Origin of the sequence: Neokomagataea tanensis (genome assembly GCF_006542335.1) — a bacterium.
In the GTDB taxonomy this organism is placed as follows: domain Bacteria; phylum Pseudomonadota; class Alphaproteobacteria; order Acetobacterales; family Acetobacteraceae; genus Gluconobacter; species Gluconobacter tanensis.
The window spans coordinates 2,440,776-2,459,640 of sequence record NZ_CP032485.1; the positions used below are offsets into that span (position 1 = coordinate 2,440,776).

General features: G+C 50.6%; 18 protein-coding genes. 14 read left to right on the forward strand and 4 right to left on the reverse strand.

Features of this window, described 5'->3' with window-relative positions:
* The first annotated feature begins 71 nt into the window (after positions 1–71).
* Positions 72–1,055, forward strand: a complete 984-nt coding sequence (locus D5366_RS11120; RefSeq protein ID WP_141493695.1) for a Gfo/Idh/MocA family protein — start codon at positions 72–74, stop codon at positions 1,053–1,055.
* 8 nt (positions 1,056–1,063) lie between these two features.
* Here the strand turns inward: D5366_RS11120 and D5366_RS11125 are convergent, their stop codons facing one another.
* Both D5366_RS11125 and D5366_RS11130 read right to left on the reverse strand, forming a co-directional pair.
* Positions 1,064–2,875 (reverse strand): ABC-F family ATP-binding cassette domain-containing protein, encoded by a 1,812-nt coding sequence (locus D5366_RS11125; protein ID WP_141493696.1) that lies wholly within the window; start codon positions 2,873–2,875, stop codon positions 1,064–1,066.
* A gap of 57 nt (positions 2,876–2,932) precedes the next feature.
* On the reverse strand, positions 2,933–3,658 hold the full coding sequence (locus D5366_RS11130) for a response regulator (RefSeq protein ID WP_141493697.1): 726 nt from the start codon (positions 3,656–3,658) through the stop codon (positions 2,933–2,935).
* Positions 3,659–3,934: 276 nt separating this feature from the next.
* Between D5366_RS11130 and D5366_RS11135 the strand changes: the two genes are divergently transcribed.
* The 8 genes from D5366_RS11135 (at position 3,935) to recQ (ending at position 13,040) form a co-directional block, all read left to right on the forward strand.
* Positions 3,935–4,453: a sigma-70 family RNA polymerase sigma factor gene (locus D5366_RS11135; RefSeq protein ID WP_240775258.1), complete on the forward strand. Its 519-nt coding sequence runs from the start codon at positions 3,935–3,937 to the stop codon at positions 4,451–4,453.
* A gap of 85 nt (positions 4,454–4,538) precedes the next feature.
* Positions 4,539–5,105 carry a sigma-70 family RNA polymerase sigma factor gene (locus tag D5366_RS11140; protein WP_141493698.1) on the forward strand — a complete coding sequence of 189 codons (567 nt, stop codon included), beginning with the start codon at positions 4,539–4,541 and terminating at the stop codon, positions 5,103–5,105.
* A 275-nt stretch (positions 5,106–5,380) separates the two neighbouring features.
* Positions 5,381–5,509, forward strand: a complete 129-nt coding sequence (locus tag D5366_RS11145) for a NepR family anti-sigma factor (RefSeq protein ID WP_267298858.1) — start codon at positions 5,381–5,383, stop codon at positions 5,507–5,509.
* Between the two features lie 78 nt (positions 5,510–5,587).
* Positions 5,588–7,273 carry a histidine kinase dimerization/phosphoacceptor domain -containing protein gene (locus tag D5366_RS11150; protein WP_141493700.1) on the forward strand — a complete coding sequence of 562 codons (1,686 nt, stop codon included), beginning with the start codon at positions 5,588–5,590 and terminating at the stop codon, positions 7,271–7,273.
* 94 nt (positions 7,274–7,367) lie between these two features.
* Positions 7,368–9,053, forward strand: coding sequence for a thiol reductant ABC exporter subunit CydD (cydD, locus tag D5366_RS11155; protein WP_141493701.1), 1,686 nt, complete (start codon positions 7,368–7,370; stop codon positions 9,051–9,053).
* A 7-nt stretch (positions 9,054–9,060) separates the two neighbouring features.
* Positions 9,061–10,713: a thiol reductant ABC exporter subunit CydC gene (gene cydC / locus D5366_RS11160; protein WP_240775259.1), complete on the forward strand. Its 1,653-nt coding sequence runs from the start codon at positions 9,061–9,063 to the stop codon at positions 10,711–10,713.
* Positions 10,714–10,790: 77 nt separating this feature from the next.
* Positions 10,791–11,210 carry an OmpA family protein gene (locus tag D5366_RS11165; protein ID WP_141493703.1) on the forward strand — a complete coding sequence of 140 codons (420 nt, stop codon included), beginning with the start codon at positions 10,791–10,793 and terminating at the stop codon, positions 11,208–11,210.
* A gap of 15 nt (positions 11,211–11,225) precedes the next feature.
* Positions 11,226–13,040: a DNA helicase RecQ gene (gene recQ, locus D5366_RS11170; protein WP_141493704.1), complete on the forward strand. Its 1,815-nt coding sequence runs from the start codon at positions 11,226–11,228 to the stop codon at positions 13,038–13,040.
* A gap of 7 nt (positions 13,041–13,047) precedes the next feature.
* On the opposite strand, the gene D5366_RS11175 is transcribed toward recQ, so the two are convergent.
* Entirely contained in the window at positions 13,048–13,500 is a 453-nt protein-coding gene (locus D5366_RS11175) for a copper chaperone PCu(A)C (RefSeq protein WP_170211094.1), read from the reverse strand.
* 112 nt (positions 13,501–13,612) lie between these two features.
* Here D5366_RS11175 and nrdR point away from each other — a divergent pair, with 112 nt between their 5' ends.
* Genes nrdR through thiL form a run of 3 tightly spaced genes read left to right on the forward strand, consistent with a single transcriptional unit; the run spans position 13,613 to position 15,652 of the window.
* The gene (gene nrdR, locus D5366_RS11180) at positions 13,613–14,140 is read left to right on the forward strand and encodes a transcriptional regulator NrdR (RefSeq protein WP_141493706.1); all 528 of its coding nucleotides are present in this window, start codon (positions 13,613–13,615) and stop codon (positions 14,138–14,140) included.
* A 58-nt stretch (positions 14,141–14,198) separates the two neighbouring features.
* On the forward strand, positions 14,199–14,675 hold the full coding sequence (gene nusB / locus D5366_RS11185; protein WP_141493707.1) for a transcription antitermination factor NusB: 477 nt from the start codon (positions 14,199–14,201) through the stop codon (positions 14,673–14,675).
* 32 nt (positions 14,676–14,707) lie between these two features.
* A complete protein-coding gene (gene thiL, locus D5366_RS11190; protein ID WP_141493963.1) occupies positions 14,708–15,652 on the forward strand; it encodes a thiamine-phosphate kinase in 945 nt (314 codons plus the stop codon).
* A 25-nt stretch (positions 15,653–15,677) separates the two neighbouring features.
* Here thiL and D5366_RS11195 read toward each other — a convergent pair whose 3' ends face one another.
* The gene (locus D5366_RS11195) at positions 15,678–16,871 is read right to left on the reverse strand and encodes a hypothetical protein (protein WP_373317516.1); all 1,194 of its coding nucleotides are present in this window, start codon (positions 16,869–16,871) and stop codon (positions 15,678–15,680) included.
* A gap of 121 nt (positions 16,872–16,992) precedes the next feature.
* Here D5366_RS11195 and D5366_RS11200 point away from each other — a divergent pair, with 121 nt between their 5' ends.
* Positions 16,993–17,805, forward strand: a complete 813-nt coding sequence (locus tag D5366_RS11200; protein ID WP_205839588.1) for an SDR family NAD(P)-dependent oxidoreductase — start codon at positions 16,993–16,995, stop codon at positions 17,803–17,805.
* An 86-nt stretch (positions 17,806–17,891) separates the two neighbouring features.
* Positions 17,892–18,860, forward strand: coding sequence for a glucokinase (gene glk, locus D5366_RS11205; protein ID WP_141493708.1), 969 nt, complete (start codon positions 17,892–17,894; stop codon positions 18,858–18,860).
* The last annotated feature ends 5 nt before the right edge of the window (positions 18,861–18,865 follow it).

The following is an 18,865-nucleotide window of genomic DNA, read 5'->3' on the forward strand; positions in this document are numbered from 1 at the left end:
CGCTTGTCAGCCCATGTGCTATACGGAAACCTCTACGACTGTTAGTCGTATTGTGCATGATGAGAGTAGGCATGAACACAAAACGACAACTCAGAGTTGGTATAATTGGGGCAGGGCATTTCGGGCGTTTCCATGCCTTGAAAGCAGCCGCAAACCCGCGGGAGCTCCTTGTGGGCCTTTACGACCCAGACCCTTCACGTGCTGCACTCGTAGCCGGTGAAGCAGGTTGTGCCCCGGCAGCAACCCTCGAAGACCTCCTCTCAAATGTGGAGGCCGTCATTGTCGCGGCTCCAGCCGAGTACCACTACGCTCTGGCCTCGCAAGCGTTAGACGCCGGAAAACACGTTCTTGTAGAAAAACCGATCGCCGCAACGCGGGAGGAGGCTCAAAAGCTTGCAGCCTGCGCTCTCAAGAATCAAAAAATTCTGCAGGTTGGACATTTGCTCCGCTATTCCGCCGAGCATCGCGCCATCACCGAACGTATCACGGCGCCACTCTACATAGAGGCGACACGTATTGCGCCTTACAAACCAAGAGGCACAGACGTTTCCGTTATTCTAGACTTGATGATCCACGACCTCGACTTGGTTTTGGCCATCGTCGATAGCCCCATAGCCAGCATAGACGCCATCGGCGCGGCGGTCTCCAGCCCTCATGAAGACATTGCCAATGCTCGCGTTCGATTCGAAAATGGCTGCGTTGCGACGATAACAGCCAGCCGTATCTCGCTCAAAACAGAACGCCGTATGCGCATCTTCTCGCAAGAAGGATATCTATCCGCCGATTTCATGGAGCGAAAACTAAGCTTCATTAGTCGCGAACGTGGGCTGCCATTACCCGGAACGGGAGGGTACCGACGGGAGGCAACATCGTGGAAAGACCACGATAACCTCTCCGCTGAGCACGATGCATTCGCTGCCTCATGCTTGGACGGTGCCCCCGTTCTGGTAGATGCTGAAGCCGGGATCCGCGCACTTGATGCTGCATTGCGCGTGACTGAAAGCATCACAGAAGCACGTAAAACAATGGAGCTTTCTGGCCTGATCAAACTCTGAAGCCAGCTTTAACTGGCTTCCAGTTCTTCTTTTTTCATTTCCAGTTCAAGCCACTGCTCTTCCGCAGCAACGAGTTCGTCTTCAACGTTTTGCAGTCGTGCCGTGGCTTTTTCAAAGCTTTTAGGGTCACGGCTGTACAAAGTTGGGTCTGCCAATACCTCACGCAATTTTAGGGCTTCAGCCTCTAATTTAGCCATTTGACCGGGCAGCAATTCCAAAGCGCGCTTATCTTTGTAACTGAGCTTTGTCTGCTTTTTTTCGGTTTTTACAGCTTTTTTGTCCGAACTATCGGCATATTCTTTCGCTATAGGCTCCCGCCCAGATGGTGCTTTTCCACCACGCTGAGCCAGCATGTCCGAGTAGCCACCGGCATATTCAATCCAGCGCCCATCACCCTCTGAAACCAGCACTGACCCAGCAACCCGGTCTAAAAAGTCACGGTCATGGCTTACGAGCAAAACGGTGCCCGCGTAATCGGTCAGCATGTCTTGCAGCAAATCAAGCGTTTCGAGGTCAAGATCATTTGTCGGCTCGTCAAGCACCATCAAATTGGATGGCTTTGCCAAGGCGCATGCCAAAGCCAAGCGTCCGCGCTCTCCGCCGGAGAGTCTACCAACTGGGGTGCGGGCCTGCTCAGGCCGGAACAAGAAGTCTTTCATATAACCAATAACGTGACGGCGCTCAGTACCCACTTGGACTATCTCACCGTGGCCACCAGTTAACGTATCCGCAAGCGTTGCATTGGGATCAAGAGCTTCACGCTGCTGATCCAGCGTTACCATTTCAATAGACGGGCCAACCCATACTTTACCTTCTTGCGGGGCAAGGCGGCCCGTCAAAAGACGAATAAGCGTTGTTTTACCGGCACCATTGGCGCCAACCAGCCCTAAGCGATCCCCTCGCATCAAGCGCAAATCGAGATCACGTACCAACTCTCGATCACCGAAACGCCAGTTAATGCCCTCGGCAGAAATAGCAATTTTACCGCCGGACTCAGCCTCACTTGCATCCATACGCAGTGAGCCATTGCCGCGCGCGGAAACTTCACGCCGTTTTTCTCTAAGTGCTGCCAGTTCTGCAACACGCCGTACGTTGCGCTTTCTACGTGCTGTTACGCCGTAGCGCATCCAGTCTTCTTCACGCGCAATTTCACGATCGAGCTTGTGAGCATCGCGCTCTTCTTGCTCAAGGACTTCTTCACGCCACTCTTCGTAACGCGCAAAGCCTTGCTCTAACCGTCTTGTTTGCCCTCGCTCAAGCCATACTACACTTCGAGACAACGTCTCCAGCAAGCGCCTATCATGGCTAATCACAATCATCGCACAACGAGATGCTAAAAGTTCGCGCTCAAGCCATGAAATAGTCGGGAGGTCTAAATGGTTGGTTGGTTCGTCCAACAGCAACAGATCTGGCTCTTCTGCCAAAGCGCGCGCCAATGCACAGCGCCTGACTTCACCGCCCGACAAACTGGCACAGGACTCATCGCCCGTTAGCCCCAGTTCGGCCAGCATTGCGCGTGCCCTGTAGCTTTCAGTTTCATCTAAATTCGCAGCAACACAATCAAACGTCGTAGCAAACGACGAGAAATCAGGCTCCTGCGCGAGGTAGTGCACTCTGACGCCCGGTTGAGTAAACACCGTGCCGCTATCAGGCTGCAAAACACCCGATGCCATTTTCAATAGGGTTGATTTACCCGAGCCGTTACGACCGACCAAGCATACACGCTCCCCGGGACCGACGCTGAGTTCGGCTCCATCGAGAAGCGGGCGGCCGCCCAAGGTGAAAGTGATGTTTTGGAGATGAAGGATTGGTGCAGACATGACTGTCTATGTGTCTTAGCACCTACGTTCCTGCAAGAGCGATATTGCAAGAACGAATTAAACGACCAAAGAACCGCCCGTTACTGCTTGATATGTCGCCACTGAAAGCGCCATCGGCTCGAAGGGTTTCGTAATCACGAAGGAGGGCTCTTGCGATTCTCCTGTCAGCAACCGTTCTGGATAGGCTGTAACAAAAATTACCGGCGCTTTATGAGCTTCCAAAATACGGCGGACAGCATGCATACCGTCGCCCCCTACGCCCAAATTGATATCTGCTAGAATGAGCCCGGGTTTTGTTTCTTCTGCCAAACGCACAGCATCAGCCTCACAATGCGCGACACCTACAACCCTGTGCCCACAACGCTCGACCAAGCCCTGAATATCAAGAGCAATAATAGCTTCATCTTCAATGATTAGAACATCTGTGTGCGTATTCTTTTCTAGGATGTCCTGCGCATCATGGAATATCGCTTCTGCATGCGTCGTATCAAGATTGAGTATCTGGGTAGAGAGGGCAAAACTTTGCCCCTCAAGAAAGACCAACAACATTAGTGCACGTTGGTTCAGCGTAAGGCCATCTTGATCTTGGGTCTTGAAAAGTCTGGTCAAATGTCGGTAAAATTTTCCCCGAACATTGATAGCTTCGTCTTCATCTTGGGAGGCTTCTTGCAATGCTGTAGCGACCAGAGCATCTCCAGCCTGCTGGTTTCCGGTAAGCGCCCGCGCGTATCGGCGTGCATAGGGAAGGGCTGCAATCAACTCGTTACGCGAAGCAGACGGCATTCAAAACTCCCTGAAGACCTCCTCGCATCGTGTTTGAGATCTTCATCCAGAAATACAATGCAATGCCACCACAATTCTGTAAGATAGCTTTGCCTAGCACACTAATGACACAAACTAATGCTTAGACAAATATTAAAAAACAAGAAGGAAAACAATTCTCTTTGATCCAGTCGAGAAGGTTTCAGTCATAAAATATTTTTTTAGCTCATTTTTGTCTCATATTACGGGATTAATCCCTAAGAATGGTTGGGAAAAATGTTTCCTGACGGAGGCCTGATGAAAAACCAAATGGATGATTTTCATCACAATCTTATCGGCGAGCTATCAAACCTGCGTGCCTTCGCACGCTTCCTGACACGCACCCCGTCCACGGCCGATGATTTGGTTCAAGACACTATCACCCGGGCACTCAACGCGCGCGAACAGTACAATACCGACGCTTCCATGAAATCGTGGCTTTTCACAATCCAAAGAAATATCTTCTACGAGCAATACAGAAGGCGCTCCAAAGAAAAAGAAATTATGGAGAGCCTCACGCAAGACCAAGTGCATTTGCAAAAAAACGATCACTCCCACTCAGGGGAGGACGACATTAACGATCTCAGCAGCATGCTGTGGCAGCTTCCCGAAATTTTACGAGAAGCAATTATACTGGTAGGCGCCCAAGAGCTTACTTACGAAGAAGCAGCCGAAATCTGCTGCATACCACTTGGCACAATGAAAGCGCGTGTTTCTCGCGCTCGCAACCAACTTAATGATCTCAGAAACGCCTCTTTGGTGGCTGCTCAAAAATAAAAATTTTTCCCCATGCAACGATCGCGCGTCCTCGTTCATCTCCTTAAGCAAAGATAGAACTTTCTATCCTCAAGGGAAGATCACCATGACGTTTCACGATCAACTGATCCAAATCACGCCTAAACTTCGTGTCCAAGCTTTTGCGCTCACACGCAACAGAGCTGCGGCAGAAGATCTCGTACAAGACGCGATTTGCAACGCCTTGGCCGCCCAGCATAGCTTTATTCCCGGTACAAATTTCTCCGCTTGGATTCATCGTATCCTTCGCAACCGTTTTATTTCTGATCTGCGCAAGAGACGTGACACAACAGATATAGAAGACGTGCCAGCCTCGACCTTCGCGAGCGCAGCCTCCCACGAGGACACTCTCGCGCTCAAAGATCTTTCACTGGCGCTTACTCATCTACCGCACGACCAACGTGAAGCACTTGTAATGGTCGTCATACACGGGATGAGCTACGAAGACCTTGCCGAAGCCACTAACTGCGCAGTCGGTACAGCTAAAAGCCGAGTATTTAGAGCACGCCGCCAGCTAGAAGCTTGGATGACAGGTGATTTACCTGCAAATGACAAGCTAAGAATGAAAGTTCAGGAGCTGAGAGAGAAGCTCAAAAGCGAGAGCAGGCAGAAAACAGGTATCAGGGCTTTGTGAGTACTCCACAAAGCTCAGACCTATGATTTTTTTTAATCCTACAACTGTTTAATATTAACCTTTGGGTATACGTTTTGCTAAATACTATTCATAAAGAAAGGCGAAGTTTTAAAAAAATCGGCGTACGATTCAACGAAACCAAACCCTCGTTAGTCTGTTATCCCTTAGTAGATGCACCGTTTGTAACCCCACCAGTAGAGGCCCTTTTAGGAACGATGAACGGTAGCAACGAAAACCGTCAATCTTCAAAGAACAGCGAAAAGGAGACATCTGACATGCAAGATGAAGCTCCGTTCAATGTATGGCTCAGCCGAGGTCTTCACAGACTCTTTGACGATATTGCTAACGAGCCAATACCAGACGAGCTCCTCAAGCTCATCCAAAACGATAAGAACATTAAGTAGTCAGCAGAGGCGGTTTAAATTTTTAGAGCCCTTCCAAAATTCTTCCTTGCCCGCCTCTGGAACACAGTCAATGCGCGCGTGCTGTTGCTCATAACATCGGCCACGCTTCCGCTTGCCATAATATCCGTCAGCATTTCTTGGAATAAGTATAACGAAAGCCTCGAAGCCCCCAAAAACGAGGCGTTCAGACAGGCCCAAGAAGCGCTCGTAACCGTAACGCGGGACATAAACCAAACACAGCGCGCAGCTGAATTTTTTTCCAAATATCCATACGATCCATCTTTTTCACATAATTTCTTTCAAATGCTGGACCAAGCATCCAACGGAAACTTCTGCTTAATTTCTATTTTTGATGCTGAAGGACAAATCGTATTTTCTGAAAAAACCGTGAAGAAAAATCAATGCGCCTACATCAATCCATCTACGTTACCAAACGATAGACCGAATTTCATTGATGAAGGCCAGAACATTATTCAAGTCGATAATAATATATTTGTATCAAATACAATAAAATTTAAAAAAGACGATTTTAGAAAATACTATATAAAAATATATAGAAATATAACTAATGATCTTTTTACATCAAATAATACACATTACTACTTTATATCTAGGAAAAATAAATCACTTAATGAATCCATTGATTATATATCCCCTATAATAAGTGAAACTGAATCTTTAAAGGTAAAAAAACTAATTGAAGAGGGCATAGAAAAGAAAAATATTATTCAAAAATATGATAGTCTTTATTTACAAAAAGTACTCGGAAATACATGGATGCTAACAACAAATTATTGGGGAGAACAAAAAAGAACGAGTCAATATATACTTCTTTTTGATATATCTCTTATTTTTGGCGTTATCGCTATTGAATTGATGATCATCGCTGTATGCTCCAGAGAATATTTGGTCGAGCCACTCGAATATCTAGCTCTTGCTGTCGCGCAATGGCGTAATGGCGCAGAGTTTTCACCCAATCGCAAAAATGACGTTCCGCTAGAAGTACGACAACTTGAGAGAGCCTTCCTGCGCGCCACGCGCCATCTCAAACTGCGCGAAACAGAACTTAAAAACGCTGCTCAGCGGCAGGAACACCTCATTCATGAAATCCATCATCGAGTGAAAAATAACCTTCAGGTTATCGCTTCACTTCTAAACCTGCATGCCAACCAAATTAAATCCCCAGAGGTGCAGGGGGAATTTCGTCGTGTCCGGGACCGCGTTCAGGCACTTTCGTCTCTCCATCACCATTTATACGACAACCCGGAACTGACCACTTTAAGGGCCAATATTTTCATACCAGAAATCGCGCAAAATGTTCTTATGTCACATGGCCCGGCAAGCACCGCTCACATCGACATTAAGCTCGATATTGACGATGTTCTCATTCCTCAATCTCAATCTGTCCCCGTGACCCTCATTATTACAGAAATTCTCAGCAACTCTTTACGCTACGCTTTCCCGTCAAATCAAAGGGGAATAATTTGTATATCCCTTAAAAAACAAGAAACTACGAACGGCGAAAGCCGCGTACTTCTCACTTTGAGTGATGACGGCGTAGGGATTGCGTCAGAAAAGAACTCTCAACCTAATCAGCAACCCTTAAGCGGCATAGGCAGGCAACTCATACGGGGCTTTGCTCGTCAATTGCGTGCTGAACTGATAATACGACACGATACCGGAACAATCTACAGCCTAAGTTTTGCGTTGGATCCAGTCGAACCCACACCTTCTGCCTTAGCTGAGCGCGTGTTGAACTCTTAAAATGCCACCTATGATAGATATAACAATAAAAAGCCTTTCACTCTGCAAATTAGGCTGTCTGCTTTCACAGCATGCGCCTATATGATCAAAAACTATGAGAGGCGATAAATCCATAACGAAACGCTGGACCAGAGCGCAGGGCAAAGCAAACCGCGTTCAAACAGCAGCCTGTACAGGCCTTGGTGTCTTGGCAACCTTTGTCGCAATAGGGCAGGGGTGGGCGCTGGCATCCACAATAACCGCCGTTCTGACACAGACTTACTCTAAGGCTGGTCCGTGGATCGGTGTATATCTTGCCTTGGCTGTTTCCCGCACGGTTTTAGCGTTTTTACAGGACATCGCCGCCATACGCGCGGGAGCATCTGCAAGACGCCGCATCTTGGGTGAAGTTTTGCAAAGGGTCATCAACAGTGGCCCCGGCATCCTACGCACACAGCATAGCGCCACCATCGCTGGCCTGATTGTTGACCGTATCCAAGCTCTAGACGGTTACTTCGCACGCTGGGTTCCAGCATCGGCCTTATGGCTCATTTTGCAGTGGCTAGTCGTGCTATGCGTTTACGTGAAAAACCACCAAGCTGGCCTTATCCTTGCCCTATGCTGCCTGTCTCTCCCGGTTTTTCAGGCAGTTTTTGGCATTGCAACCGGCATTGAATCACGACGTCAATTTATCGCCATGACCCGTTTGCAGACCCGTTTCTTGGATCGTGTAAAGGGCATCGCGACTATTGTGTTATCCGGAGCAACAGAGCGTGAGGCGCAGGCACTAGCACAAGGTGCAGAAGAGTTGCGCGGCAGAACGATGAGAGTGCTGAGAATAGCATTCATAGCGTCTGCAACAACTGACATCGCATTAGTTGCTGCCTTAGTACTCATTGTTGTGACGCAAGCACATTCCCTCTCGCTTAATGCCCCATCCAGCACGCTCACCTCGGCCCTTTTCGCCATTCTAATGGTGCCTGAAGCCTTCGCACCCTTTAGGGTTCTGTCTGCCGCGTATCAGGACCAAGCCCACGCAACAGCTGCAGCCGAAGCTATGCACAAACTCCCAGATGCTGAAACCACGCAGCGTACCCAGAAGCAGCTCCTCTCATCTGACCAGCGCTGCCTGCTTACAGTAGATAACGTCAGCTTTGCATGGGCCGATGGGCTAAAGCCAGTTTTCCAAGATTTAAGCTTCTCACTCCGCCCTGGAGAGATGTTGATTTTGGAAGGTGAAAGCGGTGCTGGCAAATCAACTTTGCTGGAGCTGCTACTCGGCTTTATCGCCCCTCAAAGTGGCAGAGTGTTGATCAATGGCATTGACCTGCAAAATTTGGCACCGAGAGATGTTTCAAATGCCATTACATGGATCGGCCAAAAGCCCGTCCTTTTTGCTGGCACAATACGCGACAACATCATGTTTGCGCGCCCCGATGCCTCAGAAGAGGACCTCAACAACGCACTCAACCTCTCCGCGGTGGAGCAGTACCTCCCCACATTACCCAAAGGTTTGGATACGCAAATAGGTGAGGGAGGCCATGGCCTTTCTGGTGGCCAAGCTCAACGTGTCGCTATCGCTCGCGCATACCTAAAAAATGCTCCAATTCTGCTGCTTGATGAGCCAACAGCACATCTGGATCCTGCAACAGAACTCGACATTCTAGAGAGCCTCAAGCGCCTGAGCAGCAACCGAACCGTCATCATGTCCACGCACTCAAAACAAGGAAAAGACCTTTCAAACAAGCATCTTCTCCTTGGTAACGGGCAAGCTCAACTCATTCAGGATGGAAAGGCGTAAGAAAACAATGTCATCTCCTACGTCTTCACCCCTTTCTCGTATTATTCGCCTCTGGCAGCCCCATTACGGCCGTCTTATCATCGGCCTAATACTGGCGGAGTTAGCCGTATGCGCTGGCCTCATTATGATGGGGCAAGCAGGCGCACACATTACGGCAGCCGCCATTGGCGTCACCGCTGGTTCTCTGCTCTTACAAATTGCAGGCACTAGCCAAATCATTCTCCGCTATGCCGACCGATACAGTACCCATGACGCGATGTTTCGGGCTCTGGCGGATTTGCGCGTGTGGTTTTACAGACGCTTGGCCCGTGGCGCAGCAGCTGGTCTCGGCTTTCAACGCTCGGGAGACCTCCTGTCTCGTTTAGTCGGCGATATTCAAACGCTTGATAATCTTTATCTGCGTATTTTAATCCCACTCGCCTCAGCCGTGCTAACACTGCCCCTAACAGCATATGTATGGCTCCAAGCCAGCATACCAGCAGGTATAGCGGTTACAATTCTCTTCGCAGCAGCGGCGTTCTTCTTGCCTTTCCTTGCTACGCGCCAAGCTAAAACGCTTGGTCCGGCCATCTTGAAAGCAGAATCTGAGCTCCGCATCGCCGCTCTAGATTTGACGACAGGCCTGCGTGAAGCTCGCGCCTTCGGAGCAGAGGACATTTTGGCCGGGCGCGTTACAGATCGGCAAAATACCCTCATCAAACACCAACATGCGCTGCATTTTCGCATGGCGATCATGCAGGCCTGCTCACGGCTTCTAGGGCAGTTGGGCATTGCGATACTACTCTGCACATTGGCTCAAATTGTTTTCAAAAGCAGCGCTCCTGTTCTGGCAGTAACGGCGCTTTTTGTCGCTCTTCTGGCTTTCGAGAATGTCACCGGCCTTTCAAAAGCTGGTCTTTTGACAGGCCAAGTTACGCATGCGGCTGAACGAATTATGGCAGTTGCAGATCAAACACATGCCGATGCAGCATCACCCGCGGAACTACCGATTGGCCGTGAACTTGAACTGCGCGAAGTATCTTTCCAGTGGACTGCGCAGAGCCCCTACATTCTTAAGCAAGCAAACGTAACACTACGTCATGGAGAAAAAATAGCGCTCATCGCGCCTTCAGGGAGCGGAAAGTCGAGCTTGGCAGCACTTCTCCTCAAAGTAGCACAGCCAAATTCAGGCAAAATTCTCCTCGGTGGCACCGATATCGCAACCCTGTCTGACGACGATGTCAGGAGCCAGATTGCATGGCTTTCACAGGCAAGCCATTTGTTTGACGATACAGTGCGCGGCAATCTGCTTCTTGGACGCACTGACCTCAGCGACGATGCCTTGTGGGACGCCCTGGAGCGCGCCCATATCGCATCGACTATCCGAGACTTGCCCGAAGGTTTAGACACATGGATTGGAGAAAGCGGCTCTAAACTCTCTGGTGGACAGGGAAGACGTATAGCCCTAGCGCGGGTTCTTCTGTCTAACGCTCCTATTCTGATCTTGGACGAACCAGCAACAGGGCTTGATGCTGATACGGAACGCTCTTTTCTTGAGACGCTCAATGAACTGGATGACCAGCGCAGCATTATCCTCATTGCTCATCGCCTCACTGGCGTGGAGCGCTTAGACCGTATCTGGACATTACAGAATGGACAGATCATATCTCAAGCTAGTTGACCGCGACGCAGGGACAAGGCACGAAGTGCCTGCACGATGGTAGAGAACACCGCACCCTCAAAATGAGGCATATAAACATGGTCCGTACTTTGATGTCTTCTCGTCGTTTTCTGGCACGTTCTTTTTTGCCAGCATTCGCACTCACCGCCGCACTAAGCGCTTGCTCAACCGGCGACCGTGACAGCTATGTCGTTTTCTTTGACCGCGAAGACGCCGTCATGAGCACGACTGGTCAAGCCATTGTCGCTAAAGCAGCCCATGCTGCGCTTAAAGAAAATGCGTCAAACATTCGGGTAGCAGGTTCATCGGGCCAATCCGGAGACCCCGATACCCTTAAGCAACTGGCAAGTGACCGTGCAAAAACCGTCGCTGCTCAGCTGGCTGCCGATGGAATTGACACTTCTAAAATCACCATAACCACAGACACAACAACGGATGTCGACGCGTCCCATGTAGCTTACCGTCGCGTTTCCATCACGATCACTCCCGGCCTGTAATTCCCGGACGACTCTGTGACGGATACTGCCTCTCTTCCAACGCCAGAAACAATTCTTAAAGACGTTTTTGGTTTTAATGCCTTTCGAGGGTTGCAAGGAGAGGCGGTAGAAACCGTCATGAACGGTGAGGACGTCATGGTCCTCATGCCGACAGGCGGCGGAAAAAGCCTGTGCTATCAGGTTCCGGCGTTATGCCGTAACGGCATGGGGATTGTTGTCTCGCCATTGATCGCGCTCATGGATGATCAGGTTGCTGGCCTGAGGCAGCTTGGCGTCCGTGCCGCTGCACTACATTCAGAGCTTGAACAACAGGACAAAGAGCAACTGCACCAAGATCTAAGATCTGGCCAAGTTGATATTCTCTACATCTCCCCTGAGCGCTTACTTCAGCCTGCTACCAGCGCCTTTCTGGCGCGCTACACAATCTCTCTCATTGCTATTGATGAAGCGCATTGCGTTTCCGCTTGGGGCCACGAGTTTCGGCCAGAATACCGCGGGCTTGCCTCCTTGCCCGAGCTCTTCCCCAACGTACCTCGCATGGCACTCACGGCTACAGCAGACCCACGCACCAGAGATGACCTGCTTAATGTATTGGGAATGCCAAATGCTAAGGTGCTGCTGGCCAGCTTCCATCGACCTAACCTTTTCGTAGAAGCCCAACCAAAGGGTGGGGAAACCAAACAGCTCTTAGAAACGCTGGATAATCACAAGCACGGTGCTTCAATTGTATATTGTGGCAGCCGTAATAAAACAGAACGCGTCGCCAAAACCCTACGCGATAAGGGGCTGACAGCTTTACCTTTCCATGCAGGCTTATCACCTGTCGAAAAACGAGCAGCGCTTCATCGTTTCCGGTCCGGCGAGGACATGGTGATTGTGGCGACGATTGCTTTTGGTATGGGTATCGACCGCCCAGACGTACGCTGTGTTGTGCATCTGGATATGCCTTCTTCACCCGAGGCATACTATCAGCAGATCGGGCGCGCCGGCCGCGATGGAGAGCGCTCAGACACGCTCCTGCTATATGGCGGTGAGGATATGGCCAGAGCCCGCCATTGGCTTGATCAGTCTTCCGCCCCCGAACAAGAAAAACGCATCATGCAATCCCGGCTCGAAAGCATGATTGCACTGACAGAGACTACAGGGTGCCGGACCAGGGCACTACTTTCGTGTTTTGATGAACACATGAGCGAGCCATGCGGCCATTGTGATAACTGCATTGACCCCGTTTCAACATTTGACGGAACACAAGCAGCCCAAAAAGTCTTATCCGCAATCTACCGGACCGAACAACGCTTCGGCGCCATACAAATTGCTAATGTATTACGCGGCAAACTTAACGAAACCATAGAGCGGAACGCCTTCAACACCCTAAGCGTATTCGGGATTGGCAAAGACCAAAGCGAAGCTTGGTGGCGGGCAGTCATTCGGCAGTTAATCGCCCGCGGAGCCATTCACATGCATGGTGAGCACGGGGCTCTTGGGCTAACGACCGAAATCGCCCGGCCAATTCTAAGAGGAGAAGAGCGTATCCTTCTCCGCCAAGATCAAAAGCGAGCCTTGGGTCACAACACATCCGAGCCGGTTATTGATACCTTGCCCGATCACGCTCGCCCAGTTTTCAGCGCATTGCGCCAATGGCGCTTGGCAGAAGCACGCGAGCAAGAAATACCACCCTACGTCATTTTTCACGATACAGTGCTCAAAGAGATTGCTCTAGCAAACCCCAAAGACCGCCTTGCCCTCTCGCAGATTAAAGGGGTTGGCGGCTCTAAGCTTGAGCGCTACGGCGCGGCAGTGCTCGCTACACTCGAAGAGCAAGCGAGTTAAAGCAGTATTAACGAACGACTGTGAAATCGGCCGTAACATCGCCGCTATCAAGAAAAGAAAACGTAAAGGGAATTTTTTCACCGGTTTGCAACGGACGCTTCAGCCCCAGACAAACCAGATGATATCCGTCACGCGGGAAGACCATCATAGCATTATGCTGTATTGCCAGATGGTTGAACAAATCGTTCGTCGCTACAGTTTGCTCCTGCTTCGTATGATGCGCCATAATTTTTGTGCATATCGGAGAAGCAATGCCTTTTAAAAGGCGATCGACCGAATCGCTATTTTGTAGCGAAAAAAACCCCGCAGCACGGGTTGAATTTGTGGCCAAGGGCAACAATGTGCCCCCAGACACCACCACATGCGCATTATTCTGCGCTGGCGGTTCTGCATAGACAGGGGCCACAGCACTAGCCAAAGCCACGCAAACGCCCCATACACTGAACCGATTACGACGCATCAGACTTTTCATCAATGGGAACACCCTCGTAAAACCTGTTAGGGACCAAATCTCTCGCTTTAGAGTGGACCGGTTTGCAGGGGTAAACAAGGCCGTACGCACAGGATAGATCATGCACTGCCCATTCTGTGGACATGAAGACACTCAAGTTAAAGATAGCCGCTCCTGTGAAGACGGCACCGCAATCCGCCGTCGGCGTGTGTGTTCCAGTTGCCAGCTGCGTTTTACGACTGTTGAGCGTATCCAATTACGTGAACTCTTTGTACTAAAAGCTGATGGCCGCCGTGTCCCATTAGACCGCGACAAACTAGCTCGTTCGATTCGTGTCGCATTGCGCAAACGCCCGGTTGAAGAAGAACAACAAGAACAGCTTGTCACACGCTTGGTACGTCAGCTTGAGGCATCCGGCGAAACGGAAGTTTCTTCACAAAGGATCGGCGAACTTGCCATGGACGCATTGCGCACAGTGGACGACGTGGCGTATGTCCGGTTCGCTAGTGTTTATCGCGATTTTCGAGAGGTCGAGGCATTTTCTAAAATTCTGGCAGACATGAATCCCTTGCCAAGTGCTGAAGACATTCTGCGCGCACCCAAACATGCTGTAGAACACCCACAAACTAAAGACCGACGCTCCAAATAAGCGCCGTCACGCACAAACAAGACGGAAAAAAATCCGCGTAGCCCGTTCAGGAGAAACCATGACTAATTCACCAGAGCAACCCGCTCGCCGCAGCCGCACCATAGCCCGCGTCGCTGCCGTCCAAGCGCTCTTCCAGTGCGAACAATCTGGCGATAACGCTGAAACCGTTGTTGATCAGTTTATCCGCCATCGCAAAATTACGCCCGGTGCTTCTTTTGAGGACGGCCACATTCCTGATGCGGATCTTAAGCTGTTTCAGGACATCGTACGGACCACAACCTGGAATCAGGACGAAATCGACAAGACAATCGTCGCTGCCTTGCCAGAAACATGGAACATCACACGCCTTGACCCCGTACTGCGCGCACTTCTGCGCGCGGGTGCTTACGAAATTCTCAAAACCGACGTACCCGGCCGCGTGATCATCAACGAATATCTTGACGTAGCTCACGGCTTTTTCTCAGGCGACGAGCCCCGCATGGTCAATGGCCTTCTAGATACGCTGAACCGCAATAAAGCCGCCGCAAACAACTAACGCACACCAAAGACCGGAGGCCACCCATGAGCATGGGAGAGTTCGACGTCATTGAACGTCATTTCCGGCCTCTGGCAGGTCAGGACGCGCTGGAGTTAAGCGACGACTGCGCTCTCCTAACGCCCCCTGAAGGGCAGGTTATTGCTATCTCGACGGATACGATGGTTGAGAATGTGCATTTCCTGCCCACAGACCCGGTAAACACGCTCGGACGCAAACTTCTGCGTTGCAACCTGTCCGATCTGGCAGCCATGGGAGCATCCCCTCTAGGCTACACGCTCAATCTAACGCTACCACGCGGCCGCACCTACTCGAATGAGTGGTTCGAGGCATTTTGTTCTGGTCTGGCCGAAGATCAAAAACACTACAACATCCCACTAATCGGTGGGGATACAACCTCCACAGATGGCCCGTTAGTTCTAAACGCCACGATATATGGCGGCGTAAAACGCGAGAAGGCACTGCGCCGTAACGGTGCTCAGGTCGGAGATGAAGTGTGGGTCACCGGCACCATCGGAGACGCAGCTCTAGGCCTGCTAGCGCTTCAAAATATTCTCCCAGACCCAACGGGTTGGCTTAGCACGCGCTACCAATTGCCATCCCCCCGCATAAATCTCGCCTTGCATGACATTGCCAATGCAGCAATGGATATTTCTGACGGCCTTGTGCAAGACAGCGCCCATATTGCACGTGCATCGGGAGTATCTCTGCAAATTAATGCGCACAAAGTCCCAACATCCTCAGCGGCAGATGCACTGGGGCCGCAGCACTTAAAGCGCCGGCTTAGTGGAGGAGATGACTACGAACTTCTGCTCTGTGTACCTCCGCACAAAACAGCCGCACTTAAGGCGGCCTGCGCGCAACATGGCGTGCATGTCACTCATATCGGTCGAGTAGACGTCGGGCAGGGCGTCACTGTTTGTGACGAGAAGGGCCAATCTCTACATTTCGAGAAAACGGGTTGGCAGCATTTTTGAGACAACCTCAAAAATGCTGCTGCATTTATTCCTTGCTGTCGGTCAACAACGAGATTTCGTATAAGCGATGCCGTTTGTATGGCTGCGGCACAATTGCCTCCGCCAAATTTTTCATCCGCGTGTCGCTTTCCTGAATCCAGCCTAACTCAACCCAACGATAAGGGAGGCTGTGACGACGCCGAAGCAACTCAGCAATCGCAAGAGATGGCAAAAGCGCGCCAAGCATGGTGTTGTGCAAACGACGCGTCACCCCCAAAAGAATAACACGCGCAGATTCAAAACGATGCTGAAGCAGTCGAGAGGCCAAGCGCACCCAACCTAAAGGGGAAGGTGACCCATTCAAATCCCCCGCGATATCAAAAACATTTGGCACCACTAGCGCCATTGCGACAGGTACACCATCTTGGTCAATCTGAACGTAATGCTCTGGTTTTAAAACTAACTTCAGCTGCGCAATCATTGCCTGCATTTCATAGTCCTGCAGCGGAACAAAGTTATATTTCTCTTCCCAAGCATCATTATAAAGTTGGCGCAGTACTTCACCTTGAGATGCCACTTCTTTTTTGGACAAGCGCGCTACTGATATGGCTCCTAAGCGACCTTCGCCAATTTTGAGGTCACCAGGAACGCGAAATTTCTCTTCGGTGTGCTCGTCCAAATCAAGACGATAACTCAAAAGATCTTCAGTCTTATGCAAGCCTGCTGCTTCGATCATTCCACCCAAAGCTTTCGGGTGCCAAGGCATGCCCACCATTGGTGCTTGATCTTGCCCTTCAATCATCTGACCGGATTCACCGTTACCGCTCAAAGTCACTGGGCCGCGCATGGTCTGCATACCTTGCTGTACCAGCCAAGCCTGCGCTGCTTTTATAAGCGCACTCACGATGGCCTGCTCGGGGACGCAATCAAGCGCGCCAAAAGAACCGACAGCCTCTCCCCAGTGCTCTAAGGCGCGATGATCAACGATCGCAGCAATACGCCCTACAGGCGTTTTGCCCCGCCACGCGAGGAAATACCGGATACGCGCATGCCTGAAAACTGCAGACTTCCGAGGGTTCAAAAGGTCATTTTGTTCCATATCCAAGGGAGCAAAATACCCATCCATGCCAGCGTATAAGTGCCGTGGAAGCGTGATGAAGGTCTGAATATGGCGCTTATTCACAACGGGGCGAATAACCAGACTATCCGGTGGGGAGACAGGCGAAGGCACAGACGGCATGTAAATCCTTATAAATTGTTAGTGAACGCTGCAATTGCACAAAAGATCGGGCTTTTTTGCACAGCAAGGCTATATGTTTCCATCTTCTTTCGCCCTTTTATTCATGAAGTTTTGCGTCTTAATGAAACAAGCAGCCATTATTCCCCATAAAACCATCCTTATAACTGGTGCTTCCAGCGGCATTGGAGCTGCCCTTGCGCAGCATTATGCTCAAACTCATACGCATCTTATTTTATGGGGACGTAGCCAAAAACGCTTATCCCAAGTCGCTCAAAGCGTTGAGAAAAAAGGAGCGACCGCTGAATGTCACTCAATCGACCTAACCAATATTGACGAGGCCCTTACAGCCCTGCGCAATCAGGACAGCCTAACGCCCATTACGCATTTTATCTTTGCAGCTGGCCTTGGAGATATGCGTAAAGAGGGAGAACTTGCAGAAGAGCCAAGCTTGGTAACGGAACTCTGCCTAGTCAATTTTACCACGCCTGCAACACTTGCGACAGAAATGGCAAACCGCATGGCAACGCGTGGGGGAGGGGCCATCGCTTTTATCGGCTCCGTTGCCGCGTTCCATGATTTGCCAATGTCTACCGCTTACAGTGGCTCCAAAGCTGGCCTTGCCCGCTTCAGCACAGCGCTGCATGCGGCCATGTCCCCACACAAAGTATACGTAACGCTTATTTCTCCCGGGTACGTCGATACACCGATGAGCCAGAGGTTGAGCGGAAAATTACCTTTTCTCATTTCCCCACAAAAAGCAGCACAAAAAATTCATCGTGCTATATCACGCCGGAAAGCGCATCTTATCTTCCCGTGGCCTTTTGCCTTCTTTGCTTTTCTTGAGGGCCATTTGCCAAGACCAGTTGTACACCGTATTTTACGGCTTTCTACTATGCAACAAACGCCCCGTAAAACAGAATGCAGTGATACATGACCTTGACTGCGACGGAGTCGTGCGCAACTGCTGACATGGCTCCCTCCGTAGAGGGATCGGATTGATTTAAGATGAGGAGCGGTTTCATGAAAGAAATCGTCACAGTCGACATTGGTGGTACGCATGCACGTTTTGCAATTGCGACTGTCGATGAAGGAAAAGTGGTTAGCCTTGAGAAAGAAGTCACCCTTAAATGCGCTGAGCATGCAAGCTTAGCACTTGCATGGGAGGCCTTCGGACGCCAGATCGCACGCCCATTACCACGTGAAGCTGGCATTGCCGTTGCGTGCCCAGTGGCTGGCGAAATCTTGAAGATGACCAATAATCCTTGGATCATCCAGCCAAGCCAACTCAAAGCGCGCCTGCACCTTGATAACTTTGTGCTTGTAAATGATTTCGGTGCAGTCGGTCACGCCGTTGCTCAAGTTGATTCAAGCTGTATGCAGCATTTGTGCGGCCCGGAAATTGATCTACCGTCACAAGGTACCATCAGCATTGTTGGGCCAGGTACCGGCTTAGGGGCCGCGTGCCTTCTGCGTCGTGGCGACAAGTATTTCGTAATGGAAACAGAGGGTGGCCATCTCGATTACCCGCCACTAGATGACGTTGAAGATCGCATCCTCAAAACATTGCGCAGCCGCTTCCGCCGTGTTTCGGCAGAACGAATCGTATCGGGGCCGGGTCTAAGCAATTTGTATGAAGCAATTGCTGAACAACAAGGCTTGCCCATCACGCTCCGCGATAACCGTACTCTGTGGCAAAATGCTATGGAAGGATCAGACACAATCGCTGCTGCGGCATTGGAGCGCTTCTGCCTTAGCCTAGGCGCTGTGTCCGGAGACCTCGCATTGGCTCATGGTGCACGTGGCGTCGTCATCGCTGGCGGGCTTGGCTTACGTCTTGCCAATATTTTGGGAACATCCGGCTTCGCTGAACGCTTTGTTGCCAAAGGACGATTCGAGGCAATGATGAGCGAAATTCCAGTGAAAATTATCACACATCCACAACCCGGTTTGTTCGGGGCTGCAGCAGCTTACGCTGAGGCTCATTCATAATTTTG

Excerpts from the sequence above, each read along its gene's own strand:
- cydD (WP_141493701.1), top strand. The coding sequence starts at position 7,368 with ATGAGAGGCGATAAATCCATAACGAAACGCTGGACCAGAGCGCAGGGC.
- D5366_RS11120 (WP_141493695.1), top strand. The coding sequence starts at position 72 with ATGAACACAAAACGACAACTCAGAGTTGGTATAATTGGGGCAGGGCAT.
- D5366_RS11195 (WP_373317516.1), bottom strand. The coding sequence starts at position 16,871 with ATGCCGTCTGTGCCTTCGCCTGTCTCCCCACCGGATAGTCTGGTTATT.
- D5366_RS11125 (WP_141493696.1), bottom strand. The coding sequence starts at position 2,875 with ATGTCTGCACCAATCCTTCATCTCCAAAACATCACTTTCACCTTGGGC.
- D5366_RS11165 (WP_141493703.1), top strand. The coding sequence starts at position 10,791 with ATGGTCCGTACTTTGATGTCTTCTCGTCGTTTTCTGGCACGTTCTTTT.
- cydC (WP_240775259.1), top strand. The coding sequence starts at position 9,061 with ATGTCATCTCCTACGTCTTCACCCCTTTCTCGTATTATTCGCCTCTGG.
- D5366_RS11140 (WP_141493698.1), top strand. The coding sequence starts at position 4,539 with ATGACGTTTCACGATCAACTGATCCAAATCACGCCTAAACTTCGTGTC.
- D5366_RS11145 (WP_267298858.1), top strand. The coding sequence starts at position 5,381 with ATGCAAGATGAAGCTCCGTTCAATGTATGGCTCAGCCGAGGTCTTCAC.
- D5366_RS11130 (WP_141493697.1), bottom strand. The coding sequence starts at position 3,658 with ATGCCGTCTGCTTCGCGTAACGAGTTGATTGCAGCCCTTCCCTATGCA.
- thiL (WP_141493963.1), top strand. The coding sequence starts at position 14,708 with ATGGGAGAGTTCGACGTCATTGAACGTCATTTCCGGCCTCTGGCAGGT.
- D5366_RS11135 (WP_240775258.1), top strand. The coding sequence starts at position 3,935 with ATGAAAAACCAAATGGATGATTTTCATCACAATCTTATCGGCGAGCTA.
- D5366_RS11175 (WP_170211094.1), bottom strand. The coding sequence starts at position 13,500 with ATGCGTCGTAATCGGTTCAGTGTATGGGGCGTTTGCGTGGCTTTGGCT.
- nusB (WP_141493707.1), top strand. The coding sequence starts at position 14,199 with ATGACTAATTCACCAGAGCAACCCGCTCGCCGCAGCCGCACCATAGCC.
- nrdR (WP_141493706.1), top strand. The coding sequence starts at position 13,613 with ATGCACTGCCCATTCTGTGGACATGAAGACACTCAAGTTAAAGATAGC.
- D5366_RS11200 (WP_205839588.1), top strand. The coding sequence starts at position 16,993 with ATGAAACAAGCAGCCATTATTCCCCATAAAACCATCCTTATAACTGGT.
- glk (WP_141493708.1), top strand. The coding sequence starts at position 17,892 with ATGAAAGAAATCGTCACAGTCGACATTGGTGGTACGCATGCACGTTTT.